The sequence below is a fragment of the Vibrio artabrorum genome (genome assembly GCF_024347295.1).
In the GTDB taxonomy this organism is placed as follows: Bacteria; Pseudomonadota; Gammaproteobacteria; order Enterobacterales; family Vibrionaceae; genus Vibrio; species Vibrio artabrorum.
This window is the reverse complement of the sequence record NZ_AP025458.1, coordinates 2,731,495-2,745,079: the sequence shown is the minus strand read 5'-3', so window position 1 is coordinate 2,745,079 and position 13,585 is coordinate 2,731,495. Positions and strand designations below refer to the sequence as shown.

12 protein-coding genes are annotated in these 13,585 nt (G+C 46.5%); 6 read left to right on the top strand and 6 right to left on the bottom strand.

The window, feature by feature from the left end; genetic code table 11:
* Window positions 1–309: 309 nt before the first annotated feature.
* The 4 genes from OCU36_RS12485 to OCU36_RS12470 all read left to right on the top strand — a co-directional run bounded on the left by OCU36_RS12485 (window position 310) and on the right by OCU36_RS12470 (window position 5,058).
* Window positions 310–1,521 (top strand): aspartate aminotransferase family protein, encoded by a 1,212-nt coding sequence (locus tag OCU36_RS12485; RefSeq protein WP_261838252.1) that lies wholly within the window; start codon window positions 310–312, stop codon window positions 1,519–1,521.
* A 105-nt stretch (window positions 1,522–1,626) separates the two neighbouring features.
* Complete coding sequence (gene astA / locus OCU36_RS12480) at window positions 1,627–2,646, top strand: arginine N-succinyltransferase (protein ID WP_261838251.1); 1,020 nt, start codon at window positions 1,627–1,629, stop codon at window positions 2,644–2,646.
* Between the two features lie 39 nt (window positions 2,647–2,685).
* Entirely contained in the window at window positions 2,686–4,143 is a 1,458-nt protein-coding gene (gene astD / locus OCU36_RS12475) for a succinylglutamate-semialdehyde dehydrogenase (protein WP_261838250.1), read from the top strand.
* A gap of 123 nt (window positions 4,144–4,266) precedes the next feature.
* On the top strand, window positions 4,267–5,058 hold the full coding sequence (locus tag OCU36_RS12470) for a DUF1338 domain-containing protein (protein ID WP_261838249.1): 792 nt from the start codon (window positions 4,267–4,269) through the stop codon (window positions 5,056–5,058).
* A gap of 210 nt (window positions 5,059–5,268) precedes the next feature.
* Here OCU36_RS12470 and crp read toward each other — a convergent pair whose 3' ends face one another.
* The 6 genes from crp to OCU36_RS12440 form a co-directional block, all read right to left on the bottom strand.
* The gene (gene crp, locus OCU36_RS12465) at window positions 5,269–5,901 is read right to left on the bottom strand and encodes a cAMP-activated global transcriptional regulator CRP (RefSeq protein WP_017036097.1); all 633 of its coding nucleotides are present in this window, start codon (window positions 5,899–5,901) and stop codon (window positions 5,269–5,271) included.
* A gap of 239 nt (window positions 5,902–6,140) precedes the next feature.
* Window positions 6,141–7,010 (bottom strand): phosphoribulokinase, encoded by an 870-nt coding sequence (locus OCU36_RS12460; protein ID WP_261838248.1) that lies wholly within the window; start codon window positions 7,008–7,010, stop codon window positions 6,141–6,143.
* 77 nt (window positions 7,011–7,087) lie between these two features.
* Window positions 7,088–7,300 carry a YheU family protein gene (locus OCU36_RS12455; protein WP_261838247.1) on the bottom strand — a complete coding sequence of 71 codons (213 nt, stop codon included), beginning with the start codon at window positions 7,298–7,300 and terminating at the stop codon, window positions 7,088–7,090.
* Window positions 7,301–7,395: 95 nt separating this feature from the next.
* Window positions 7,396–8,388 carry a hydrolase gene (locus tag OCU36_RS12450; protein ID WP_261838246.1) on the bottom strand — a complete coding sequence of 331 codons (993 nt, stop codon included), beginning with the start codon at window positions 8,386–8,388 and terminating at the stop codon, window positions 7,396–7,398.
* 242 nt (window positions 8,389–8,630) lie between these two features.
* A complete protein-coding gene (locus tag OCU36_RS12445) occupies window positions 8,631–9,101 on the bottom strand; it encodes a TIGR02444 family protein (RefSeq protein ID WP_261838245.1) in 471 nt (156 codons plus the stop codon).
* Entirely contained in the window at window positions 9,098–11,020 is a 1,923-nt protein-coding gene (locus tag OCU36_RS12440; RefSeq protein ID WP_261838244.1) for an ABC transporter ATP-binding protein, read from the bottom strand. The genes OCU36_RS12445 and OCU36_RS12440 overlap by 4 nt, the downstream gene beginning before the upstream one ends.
* Window positions 11,021–11,191: 171 nt before the next feature.
* Between OCU36_RS12440 and kefG the strand changes: the two genes are divergently transcribed.
* Together kefG and kefB are read left to right on the top strand one after the other, a co-directional pair.
* Window positions 11,192–11,776: a glutathione-regulated potassium-efflux system ancillary protein KefG gene (gene kefG / locus OCU36_RS12435; RefSeq protein ID WP_261838243.1), complete on the top strand. Its 585-nt coding sequence runs from the start codon at window positions 11,192–11,194 to the stop codon at window positions 11,774–11,776.
* Window positions 11,763–13,559: a glutathione-regulated potassium-efflux system protein KefB gene (gene kefB / locus OCU36_RS12430; RefSeq protein WP_261839737.1), complete on the top strand. Its 1,797-nt coding sequence runs from the start codon at window positions 11,763–11,765 to the stop codon at window positions 13,557–13,559. The genes kefG and kefB overlap by 14 nt, the downstream gene beginning before the upstream one ends.
* Window positions 13,560–13,585 lie beyond the last annotated feature (26 nt).

The window sequence follows — 13,585 nt, the reverse complement described above, 5'->3', positions numbered from 1 at the left end:
ATGCAAAATTATGCGCCTTATTTCCTCTCGCCCTCAATGTGCTGTAATACCAGCAAGGCTTTGCTGTTGCTGGTGATACCTTTTGGTAAAAAAAGCTTCATAAAAAAGATTAATTAATGCATAAATAGTCATGGTGGTGACGTTTGGTCCGTTGTTTTAGATGGTTAAAGAATAATCCACTATTGTAAAGGTTAATTAAATGTAAATATAATGCTTCATTGGGATTATGGCGAGACAAAATATCTTTGGCTCACTGATAAACCAGTGCGCTTAATTTGCGAAGCTTGCGGTATCGAGAAGGAATGTACGATGACAGTGGAAAATAAAGTAGAACGTAGTCTGTTTAATGAGGTGATGGTGCCTTGTTATAACCCAATGGAAATGATCCCAGTAAAAGGGCAAGGCGCACGTGTTTGGGACCAACAAGGCCGAGAGTATATCGACTTTGCTGGTGGTATCGCCGTGAGCTGTTTGGGTCACTGTCACCCAGCAATGGTGAATGCGGTTACTGAGCAAGCAAACAAGATTTGGCATCTAAGCAATGTGATGACCAATGAGCCAGCACTGCGTCTAGCGAAGAAGCTCACCGACGTATGTTTTGCAGAAAAAGTTTTTTTTGCCAACTCTGGCGCAGAAGCGAATGAAGCCGCATTGAAGCTAGCTCGTCGTTGGGCGGCGGATGTTCACGGCCCTGAGAAATCTGAAATTATTGCATTCAAACAAGGTTTCCATGGTCGTACCTTCTTTACCGTGACGGTGGGAGGCCAAGAGGCTTACTCTGACGGTTTTGGTCCTAAACCGGGCGATATTACTCATCTGCCTTACAACGATATTGCAGCGCTAGAAGCGCACATCTCTGATCGCACTTGTGCCATCATGATGGAACCTCTGCAAGGTGAGGGCGGAATCATCTCTCCAACCTCTGCATTCGTGAACACCGTTCGCGAACTGTGTGACAAACACAATGCACTGCTCATCTTTGATGAAGTGCAAACGGGTAATGGTCGTACTGGTAACTTTTATGCTTACCAAGGGCTAGGTGTGACCCCCGATATTCTAAGTACTGCGAAATCACTGGGTGGTGGTTTCCCTATTGGCGCAATGCTAACAACCACAGAACTCGCGACACATCTGAAAATCGGGACTCATGGTTCTACATACGGTGGTAACCCATTGGCGTGTGCTGTTGCAGAAGCGGTTGTTGATGTGGTTAGCCAACCTGAAACATTAGCTGGCGTGAAAGAGCGTGAAGCCTTGTTCCGTGATGGTCTTACTAAGATCAACGATAAATACCAAATCTTCAGTGAAATTCGGGGTAAAGGCCTACTACTAGGTGCTGCGCTTAACGAAGAGTGGCAAGGTCGAGCGCGTGACGTATTAGTTGCCGCTGGCGAGCAAGGTCTGATGGTGTTGGTTGCAGGGCCAAACGTGATTCGTTTCACGCCATCACTGGTTATCACGACACAAGATATTGAAGAAGGCTTATCAAAACTAGACAAAGCAATTGCTACGCTAGTTTAGCCTGAGCGGCGTCATGGAATGATCACCAATAAAGCGATCCGATGACGTTTTGCTAAAGGCCCAAGCTTTTGTTTTGGGCCTATTTTGCATCTGGAGGGAATATTGATGCTAGTTATTCGCCCAATTAAACAATCTGATTACGACGCGCTGCATACTTGTGCGGTTGAGTCAGGACATGGATTTACATCTCTTCCGATTAACGAAGAACTGTTAACCAACCGCATTGCTCACTCAGAATACAGCTTCGCAAAACAAGACGTAACCGAACCCGGTGACGAAGGTTACTTAATGGTAGGCTACGATACCGAAAGCGGTGAAGTCGCCGGTACGACTGGCGTTGAAGCTGCGATTGGTTGGGACGTCCCGTTTTATTCTTACCATATTAGCAAGGTTGTCCATTCATCACAGAAACTCGGCGTGAATAACATCGTTAAGCTACTGACTTTTGGTAACAACTATACCGGATGCAGTGAGATCTGTACGCTGTTCTTACGCCCTAACTTTCGGGGTGGATTGAATGGTCGTTTGATGTCGAAGTGCCGTTTTTTGCTTATGGCTGAACACCCAGAGCGTTTCTCGAAAACCATCTTTGCTGAGATGCGTGGTGTTTCTGATGCGGAAGGTAACTCGCCTTTTTGGCAATGGCTGCAAGAGCACTTTTTCTCGATTGATTTCACGCTTGCGGATTATCTAACCGGTATTGGCAAAAAAGGCTTCATTGCTGACCTCATGCCGAAACTGCCTATTTATGTGAACCTATTGAGCCAAGAAGCTCAGGCGGTAATCGGAGAGGTACATGATAATACGCGTCCGGCGCTTAAACTGCTGGAGCGTGAAGGTTTCACTAATCGCGGCTACGTCGACATCTTTGATGCAGGCCCAACGGTTGAGTGTGATCTAAGAAACATCGAATCAGTGCGGCACTCAATTCGCTCTCAAGTTCAAATTGCAGATCACGCCAGCTCTAAAGATTTCCTAATTGGCAATACCTCGTTTGAGAACTTCCGCGCTGTCGCGGCGAAAGCGGCGTATGACCAAGTGACTAACACCGTGATTTTATCACCTGAAGTCGCAAGCGCTCTTGAAGTAAAGGAAGGCGAATTCGTTCGTATATTGGCTCAATAATAGCGGCGATTATCTGTCGAAGATGTTAAGGATAAAAATATGACTCAGTGGATAGCAGGACAATGGGTAGCAGGTCAAGGTGACGCCATGACATCGGTAAGCCCATACAATAATGAAGTTGTGTGGCAGGGCGATAGCGCAACACCAGCACAGGTTGAATCTGCTGTAACAGCCGCTCGTGAGGCTTTCTTAGTTTGGAAGAAGCTGAGCTTTACAGAGCGTGAAGCGATCGTGTTGAACTTTGCCGAGAAGGTAAAAGAGAACAGCGAAGAAATCGCACAAATCATCGCAAAAGAGACAGGCAAGCCGATTTGGGAAACGCGCACTGAAGCGGGTGCGATGGCAGGCAAAATCGCTATCTCTATTCGTGCTTACCATGAACGTACCGGTGGGGCATCACGTGAAGCCGCTGGCAACCAGATTGTACTGCGTCATCGTCCATTGGGCGTGATGGCGGTATTTGGTCCTTATAACTTCCCGGGTCACCTACCAAACGGTCATATTGTTCCTGCGCTGCTATCGGGTAATACCGTGGTATTTAAGCCGTCAGAGCAAACACCTTGGACGGGGGAGTTCGTCATGAAGCTGTGGCAAGAGGCGGGTCTTCCAGCTGGTGTGATTAACCTAGTACAAGGCGCTAAAGAGACAGGCATCGCACTGGCTGAGGCTAAAGGTCTTGATGGTGTGCTATTTACCGGTAGTGCTAATACCGGTCATATCCTTCACCGTCAATTCGCGGGCCAACCGGGCAAGATGCTGGCGCTAGAGATGGGCGGCAACAACCCGATGGTGATCAGTGATCAATTTGGGGATGTTGACGCGACGGTTTACACCATTATCCAGTCGGCTTTCATCAGTGCGGGTCAACGTTGTACATGTGCACGTCGCTTGTATGTGCCTGTTGGAGAGAAGGGCGATCAACTACTGGATAAGCTCGTTGCTGCGACCTTGAAGATTCGTGTCGATCAGCCATTCGCTGAGCCAGCACCCTTCATGGGTCCGCAGATCTCTGAAGCTGCGGCTAAGTTCATTCTGGACGCGCAAGCGAATCTGCAATCGTTAGGCGGTGTCAGCCTAGTCGAAGCAAAAGCGGGTCAAGCGGCGTTTGTTTCTCCTGGCATCATCGATGTAACCAACATTGCTGAACTGCCGGATGAAGAGTACTTCGGTCCATTGCTACAAGTGGTTCGTTACCAGTCACTAGAGCAAGCGGTTGAGCTAGCGAACGACACGCGCTTTGGTTTATCTGCTGGTTTAGTTTCAACCGACGATTCAGAGTGGGAATACTTCGTTGACCATATCCGCGCGGGCATTGTTAATCGTAACCGTCAGTTGACTGGCGCAAGCGGCGACGCACCATTTGGCGGCCCGGGAGCTTCCGGTAACTTACGTCCAAGTGCTTACTACGCGGCGGATTACTGCGCGTATCCGATGGCTTCAATGGAAGGCAGTGAAACTCAACTGCCAGCCACGTTTAGCCCGGGAATTGAGCTTTAGTTTAAATTTAAGTGACAGAATGACTGACTGGCTTATGAAATAAAGGCTGCTGACTTTGTGTCTAAGCCTCGCCTTTTCTAATCCAAATGACTAGCTTGCTAGAATCTTTGATAAGGAGTCTCCATGACACCCGATCTACTCTTTAAATCACTATGGGATGATTACATTGATAGGCTTTGCCCATCGGCAGAAAAAGTTCATCGTCTACTGAAAGAAGACGAAGCGCTGATTAATGATCACATTGCACTGCGTACTTTCAATGTTGATCCTTTGGGGATTGACACACTCGCTAAGCCTTTTCTGGCTTTAGGTTATAAGGCGTGTGGCGATTACTTGTTTGAAAGCAAGAAGTTGGTGGCTAAGCACTATGAGCACCCAGATCCCACCCAACCTAAAGTGTTTATTAGTGAGTTGAAGGTCGAAGCGTGTTCCAGTGATTTACAGCAGATCGTGGCTAAGTTGGTTGAGCAAGTGGACGCAAGCAAGCTTCAAGGTTATGAGTTCTTGTTTGGTGGCCGACTTTGGGATCTGAGCTTCGCGGATTTCCAAGTGTTAGCAAAAGAGAGCGAATATGCTTCTTGGTTAGCGGCTCATGGCTATGGTGCAAATCACTTTACGGTGAGTGTGAATCAGCTTAAGCACTTCGAGGAGGTACAGAGTGTGAATGACTATTTGAGAGAGTCGGGCTTCACAATCAATGCATCTGGAGGTGAGGTTAAAGGCTCTCCAGAGGTTTTATTAGAGCAATCATCAACAATGGCGGATAAAGTCCCAGTATCATTTGTTGATGGCAATGAGATGATTCCTGGTGGCTTCTATGAGTTTGCGAAGCGTTATGTGATGGATAATGGTGAGCTATACACTGGGTTTGTGGCGGCATCAGCAGATAAAATTTTTGAGAGTACTAACGGGTAGATATAAGAGTTGAGGTTCGGGCTTCTCCCTGCGAGAGACAAATCGTCATTCCATAGACCGACGAAGGAGTAGGGAATCTTTATAGATTTACCCACTTGTTTGAAGAGCTCCCCAACTCGGTCGTCCCTCCTTTTTGGGGATGACGCAAATAAACAAAAAGCCACCAATGTCTCCATTGGTGGCTTTTAAAATTTTAGCGGTTAATCGAGATTAACGAGTGCCGTAGACCACGATAGTTTTACCGTGTGCAGAAATTAGGTTCTGCTCTTCTAGCATCTTCAAGATACGACCTACTGTCTCACGAGAACAACCAACGATCTGGCCAATCTCTTGACGAGTGATCTTGATTTGCATGCCGTCAGGGTGAGTCATGGCATCGGGCTGTTTCGCTAGATTTAGTAGCGTTTGAGCGATACGACCTGTTACATCAAGGAACGCTAAGTCACCAACTTTTTGGCTCGTTACTTGTAAACGGTTTGCCATTTGCGATGAAAGGCGCATCAGGATGTCTGGGTTCACTTGGATAAGTTGGCGGAATTTCTTGAAAGAAATTTCAGCAACTTCACAAGGAGATTTTGCACGAACCCATGCAGTACGCTCTTGGTCTTCTTCGAAGAGGCCAAGCTCACCAATGAAGTCACCTTGGTTTAAGTAAGAAAGAATCATTTCCTTACCTTCTTCGTCTTTGATAAGAACTGCCACAGAACCTTTAACGATGTAATACAAGGTTTCTGCCTTTTCACCAGCATGAATCAAAGTACTCTTTGAAGGGTACTTATGAATATGACAGTGTGAAAGGAACCACTCTAATGTTGGATCGGTTTGGGGTTTACCTAGAACCATAATATCTTACTTCCTCTGCAGGGTATGCTTGCTGCTTTCCGTATTTTAGCTAAGCCTGGATTGACTTGTAGGGTAAGAGCACTCGTTGAGCGCTGCAAGCTATCTTGTGTTTCGTCTAAGAATAGTATCCTTTTTCCGAGACTATTTCTTGATTTTAATCGTGACCAAGCCACGATTTTTTACGCAAAACTGTGCACATGATCACGGTATGAAAAGTAATCAATAAAAACGTTGTTTTGTTAACCAATTTTTCCGGTTTCGATGAGTTGTTGTAGGATCGGTCTTACGATGAGCTCCATAGCAAAACTCATTTTCCCCCCCGGCACGACTAGCGTGTTATGGCGAGACATAAATGAGCCATCAATCATGGCCAAAAGGTAGGGAAAATCGACGTTTTTTATGCCACGCAAACGTATCACTACGAAGCTTTCGTCTAAACTTGGAATCCCTTTCGCGTTCAGTGGATTTGAGGTATCTACGGTTGGAACACGCTGAAAGTTGATATGGGTCCGTGAAAATTGTGGGGTAATGTAGTTAAGGTAATCATCCATCGAACGAACAATGGAGTCCATTACTGCTTCACGGGAGTGACCACGATCGCGAGTGTCACGAACAAATTTTTGGATCCACTCAAGGTTGACGATGGGCACCATGCCGATCAGCAAATCGACATGTTGGGAAACATTGATGTCACCATCAACTACACCACCATGCAGGCCTTCATAAAACATCACATCGGAGTTTTCAGGGATCTCTTGCCATGGCGTAAAGGTGCCCGGCATTTGATTGTACGGCACGGCTTCATCGAAGGTGTGTAGGTAACGACGTACCTTACCTGTGCCTTCGTTACCGTATTGACGGAAGAACTCCTCTAATGCGCCAAAATCGTTGGCTTGCGGACCAAAGTAGCTGATGTGCTTACCTTGCTCGCGCGCTTTACGGATTTCGACATCCATCTCTGGTCGAGTGAAGCGATGGAAGCTATCCCCCTCAACCCAAGCAGCCTTGACGTTCATCATATTGAACATTTTACGGAAGGCTTCTGAGGTGGTGGTGGTGCCGGCTCCTGATGAACCCGTCACCGCAATTATTGGATGTTTAGCGGACATGACAACCCTTGTCTTTTGAGTAACTTACTTGTTAGCAATCGGTTACTACTATAACACGGCTCCTTAATGAGCGCAGCCTAGAAGCGTTTTGTGACCTGAATATCAACGGTTTCATGTAGCTCAGAAAATACGATACTGATTTCTCCTGAGGCCAATTGATTTTTTACTTGGTCAATCTTGTTTTGAAGTGAAACCTCTACATCACCGTAGTCTGTGCCTTCACGCAGTACGAATTCTTTAATCAGGTTTTCCAGCGTTTCTGGGGCGATGTCTTGCCATGGGATGATCATAAATACTTCTCTCTTTTATGTTCATGGATATGTTCATTCATGAGTAATGAGTGTGCTCAGCAATGTTTTTACTTCTATTGACTAAGGCTCAGTCATTATGCCGAATTTAGAATGCTTTCATAGTAGGCCGGTAACGCTTCTTCTAACCAAAATCTTGGTTTGAGTGTGCTGCCGGTAATAAACCCCACATGGCCACCTTTTTGAAACAGCCGATAATCGATGTTGTCCGGTAGTACGAATTTGGGGATGACGTCATCGGTCATAAACGGATCGTCTTTGGCATGAATGATCTGAGTTGGCAGCTTGATCTTAGTCAGTTTAGGAAGCGCTGAACATTGTGCGTAATAATCTTGAGCATTTTTGAATCCATGCAAAGGTGCGGTAATGCGTTCATCAAACTCATACAGTTTGGTGATGTTGTGAATGGTTTCAGTGGTAATGCCGAGCTTCTCTTGTAGCAGATTGGCCTTTTTCAATGCATTCGATTTTAGCGAGTTGAGCAGGTACTTCTTATAGAGCTTTGAAAAGCCTTGTTCAATACGACTGGAACAACAAGCAAGGTCGAAGGGTGCTGATACAATCGTAGCAGCCGACAGTAACGGGTCATCCGCATATTCAGCGAGGTAGTTGGCCAACATGTTTCCGCCCAAGGAAATACCAACCGCAACCTTCGGGTTATGGGGAAACTGAGCGTGCAGATGTCTTAAGAAGAAGCGTGCATCTTCGACTTCACCGGAATGATATGCGCGAGCCAAACGATTAGGTTTGCCGCTACAGCCTCTAAAGTGCATCATCACTGATAACCAACCATCTTGCGCAAATGCATTCATCAGTCCGTTGGCATAAGGGCTCTCAAAGCTGCCTTCTAAACCGTGGAATAGCACGAAAATGGGTTTACTACCGAGGTTGTTGCTACTTATGTTGTCACTGTCTGGAGATTCACTCCAAGCAAGATCGAGAAAGTCACCATCGGGGGTGTCTAAGGTTTGCCAGTGAGGAGTAAATAATGCCTGTTTTCTAATGAATCTGGGTACTAATGTTTGTAAGTGCGGATTCGATAGGCCGGTGGCTGCGGTAAATATTGTCATAAAACGATCCATGCTTCTTTTTATGGGCATTGATAACGTGTTGAGCTTCTAGCGAAACGCCCACATGTTAATTTGAGCTTGATGGATCCTCGGATTGAGCGCAAGTCTTTTACCTGTGGAGTTTTAAAGTTGTGAATAACAATGGAGTCAGTCCCTCTTTGTGTGAATTAGGGGAGTCACGTACTTCACGTTAGTGTATTGGAAGTGTTGAACTTTAATGAAGCAAAAGGAAAGGCAACGCGTTAGGGGAGAGGGGCGGGTTCAGAAAAAGCGTCGTAGAGGTTTTCTGCTCCTAATAAACGACAGTACTGAAACGCGAGCGGTGATTGCTGGCTAGCGAACAGCTTTAGGGAGTTTATACAGTCGACGAGATCAGATTGTTGTTGTTTCTCAAGCTGTAACTCAAACTGTAGGGCTTCACGGTAGAGTGAGTCGATAACGTGTGCTTTGAGGTGTTTACGTAGCTCTCGATAACTATGCAGTAGACTTTCAGAGCGGCTCAAGCACTGTTGAACTTTGTGCCACTCTTCTTCAGCAAAAGACAATTGCTGCTCATCAAGCCATTTGAGAAGCAGCAGTAGATTGACGTTGCCATGGAACTGGTTTTGCAAAGCTAAGCACGCATCCTTTACACCACGCACACTGTAATACTGGAGGCTAAACTGCCACAGTCGTTCCAGTGTTAGTGATATTGGGGCGTGCTCTGGGCTCATAAGCTATTCATATCCTGTTCCATCTGCTCAAGCTCTTCTTGAGTGGACATCCAATCCATTTCAACGTCTTCTAGCTGTGACTTACTGCTCGCTTGTAGAGCGAGTACTTTATTCAGTTTAGCCTTATTTTCAGCTTCATACAGTGAAGTGTCGGATAATTCTTGCTCGGCTTCTTCAAGAGCCTGCGTGAGTTTATCCATCTGCTTTTCAAATTGAGTGAGCTTTTTACGCAGGGGTGCCGTCAGTTTACGGAACTCGGCTTCTTTACGTTTCTGCTCTTTTTTCGAAGCGGCACTGTTGGTGTTGTCTTTTGCTGGAGCCAGTGCTTGCGCTTCTTTACGCTCGACTTTCTGTTGTTCGGTTAGCCATTTGTAATAATCGCTAAGGTCGCCATCAAACGGTGCTACTTGGCGATCGTGTACCAGATACAAGTCATCCGTCGTTGCTCGCAACAAGTAACGGTCGTGCGATACGATAACCATCGCGCCTTCAAATGTTTGCAAGGCGAAGGTTAATGCCTGACGCATATCGAGATCCAAGTGGTTAGTCGGTTCATCGAGGAGCAACAGGTTCGGTTTTTGCCATACCAACAGAGCCAGTACTAAACGGGCTTTTTCACCACCTGAGAAGGGGGCCACTTTATCGAGTGCTTTCTCACCTTGGAAACCAAAACTGCCTAAGTAATCTCGCAGTTGTTGCTCGGTGTGCTTAGGCGCAATCTGCATCATGTGTTGCAGTGGCGTCTCTTCTGGATGCAACGTCTCTAATTGATGTTGAGCAAAGTAACCCATCTTAACGCCTTGCGAATAGCTTAGCTCACCACCTTGTTGTTTCAACTCTCCGGAAAGCAGTTTAATTAGCGTTGATTTACCGGCCCCATTTCGACCAAGCAGACCAATGCGACTGCCAGGTACTAGGTTGAGGCGAATTTTTTCTAGAATTAAGTTGTCATCGTAACCTGCGGATACCTCGTCCATCATCATGATTGGGTTGGGTAACGCGTCCGGTTCTCTAAATTGAAAGCTAAATGGGTTGTCAAACTGAGCGGGCAGCACTTGTTCCATTTTCTCTAACGCTTTAATACGGCTTTGCGCTTGGCGAGCTTTTGACGCTTTGTAACGGAAACGGTCAATGTAGCTCTGCATGTGAGACATCTGTTTCTGCTGCTTTTGGTACATTGCTTGTTGCAGAATCAGCTTTTGCGCTCGTTGGGTTTCAAACGATGAGTAGTTGCCCGTGTATTCATTGAGCTGTTGATTTTCAACGTGCACGATGCGGTTGACGATAGGGTCTAAGAAGTCTCTATCGTGCGAGATCAGTACTAGTGTGCCAGGGTAGCTTTGTAGCCAGCGCTCTAGCCACATTACCGCGTCTAAATCCAAGTGGTTGGTCGGTTCATCAAGTAGCAGTAGGTCACTGCGACACAGTAGGGCTTGCGCTAGGTTCAAACGCATACGCCAACCCCCTGAGAATTGAGTCAGGTTCCATGTCATTTGTTCTTGACTAAAGCCTAGGCCGTCCAGTAACTCAGCCGCGCGGGCCTTGATGCTGTAACCACCAATGGTTTCAATCTTGCCGTGGATCTCTGCGACCAATGTGCCCTGGTCGGCTTGTTCGGCTTTTTCTAGTTGATCTTCAAGGCCACGGTATTCTCGATCGCCATCAATCACATATTCAATGGCTGTTCTTTCTAACGCTGGGGTCTCTTGAGCAACCCAAGCCATCTCCCAATGGGTTGGCTTACTGAATGAGCCGGCATCAATAGACAGTTCGTCTTTAATTAAGGCGAATAGTGTAGATTTACCACAACCGTTTTTACCAACCAAACCGATCTTGTCGCCAGGGTGAAAAGTCGCAGATGCTTGGTCAAGAAGTGGCTTACCACCGCGGAGCAATTGAATATCAGAGAAAGTAATCATAGAAGTAGCATAGAAATTTGAGGTGAACAGACGCCTGCATAGTAGGCTGAAACCAGATAAAAGTCGATCACAATGCAATTTGGGTTATTATGCCAATAACATATTGGTAACTTTTTTTTAAATTTTAGTGGCTTTGCTACTGTTTAGCTCTTAAAGGAGAGTTTTAAAGGAATGAGTATTACTCCCTCAATAGACAAACCCGTACCAAAGGTGTTAGTGATTTATGCACACCCAGATCCACAAACCTCTATCGCTAATCAAATTATGGTTAAAAAGATAGAGTCGCTTGGACATGTCAAAGTTCACGATCTTTACGCCCTTTACCCTGATTTTTTTATTGATGTGCCTTATGAGCACCAACTGCTCCTTCAGTACGATGTGATTGTGTTTCAGCATCCCTTGTTTTTGTATTCCTGCCCTTCGTTATTGAAAGAGTGGTTTGATCGCGTATTAGGCAAGGGCTTTGCGTTTGGTGAGCAAAGTGCGCTCAAAGGTAAGTACTGGCGCAGTGTGATCACAACCGGTGGTAAAGCAGAGGCGTTTGGTGCTGCAGGCTATAATAAATATCCACTACAAGAGATCTTACAACCATTTGAGTTAACCGCTGCTTTGTGTCAAATGCACTGGATGCCACCCTTGGTTTTACACTGGGCGAGGAATATCCCGGACATGGCGCGTTACCAACACGCTGAAGACTATCGGAATTGGTTGCGAGACCCGTTACAAGGTATAGGAACAAATGATGGCTCTGACTAACGATTTTCTGCAAAGTGGCGTTATATTCTTAGCGGCGGCTGTGGTTGCAGTTCCTATCGCTCAGCGAGCGGGGCTCGGTTCGGTACTCGGTTATTTATTAGCGGGGGTCGCGATTGGCCCTTGGGGGCTGGGTTTAATCAGTGACGTTGAAGCGATTCTACATTTCTCCGAATTCGGGGTGGTACTGCTGCTGTTCTTGATTGGTCTTGAACTTAACCCGAAAAAGCTGTGGCAGATGCGGGCGCCTATTCTCGGATTGGGTGGTGCGCAAGTGCTGATCACCACTCTGATTATTACCGCCATTGCCAGCATGTTTGGATTAACGTGGCAAACCAGTCTCGTGATTGGGATGGGCTTAGCGCTCTCTTCTACGGCTATCGCCTTACGTGTTATTGAAGAGCGAGAGCTGGGTGGAAAAGAAGCGGGGCAGTCAGGCTTTGCGGTATTACTTTTCCAAGATATTGCCGTTATTCCAATGCTCGCAATGCTGCCTTTGCTTGCCGGTAATACCGGCGGTAGTTGGGCTGACATGTTGTGGATGTTGGGCGGGGTTGTTGGTCTACTTGTGGGTGGTCACTTCTTGTTGAGGCCACTGTTTCGATACGTCGTGATGAGTGGCGTACGCGAGTTGTTTACGGTCGCCGCGTTGTTACTGGTGATTGGTATTGCTGTCATCATGCAACAGATTGGTTTGTCGATGGCACTGGGTACTTTCCTCGCGGGAGTGCTTCTGGCTGAAAGTGAATATCGACACGAGCTTGAGGTCGCCATCGATCCATTCAAAGGGTTATTGCTTGGTCTATTCTTTATCTCGGTGGGTATGGCGGTGAACTTAGGCTTACTTGCCGAAAGTCCATTCGCGATACTGATTGCAGTATTGGCTTTGGTGGTGTTGAAAGGCTTAGTGCTGTACGTACTCGCTCGTATCTTTGGCACTCAGGCAAAAGCGCGTAGCCGCATGGCGATGATTCTCAGTCAAGGTGGTGAGTTCGCGTTTGTTATTTTTACCGCGGCGAGTGCTCAAGGCATCTTAAGTGGCGACCAGGTGTCGTTCTTACTGGTCGTGGTGAGTTTGTCGATGGTAACCACGCCATTGATGCTTAAGCTGCAAGATCGGTTTTTTGCTCGTCAACTCAACCAAATCAGTGAAAGTGCGATGTCTTCAGATGTGGTCGATCGTAGCCCGCGAGTGATTATTGCGGGTTTTGGTCGTTTCGGTCAGATTATTGGTCGTTTGATGTACGCCAATAAGATTCGCATCACTATCCTAGAAAGTGATGCTAGCCAAATTCACATTCTTAGAAAGTTCGGCTACAAAGTTTTTTACGGTGACTCTACTCACTTAGAGTTGTTACGCGCGGCCGGTGCTGATAAAGCAGAGGCGATTGTGCTGTGTACCGATTCACCAGACGAAATCATGAAAACCGTCGATTTGTGTAAGCAGCACTTCCCACGCTTGAAGATTTTAGCGCGCGCTCGAAGCCGTGTTGAGGCGTATCAATTACTTAACCACGGTGTGAGTCACTACTCTCGTGAAACCTTCCTTGGGGCATTGGATCTCGGTCGTCAAACATTGACTGAACTGGGTATGCACCCATACAAAGCGAAGCGAGCAGAGGCACACTTTAGAAAGTTGGATAATGGTATGCTCAAAGAGTTGCTGCCTCAGCATAACGAAGACGCCGAGTTAACTCAAAGGGCCAAAGAAGCTCGTAAAGAGCTTGAGGAAATTTTTGGACACGAGATGGAAAACGATCACCAATCTCGAAACTATTGGCAGTAACCTTCGTTTAGAGTTAACCGCTGAGT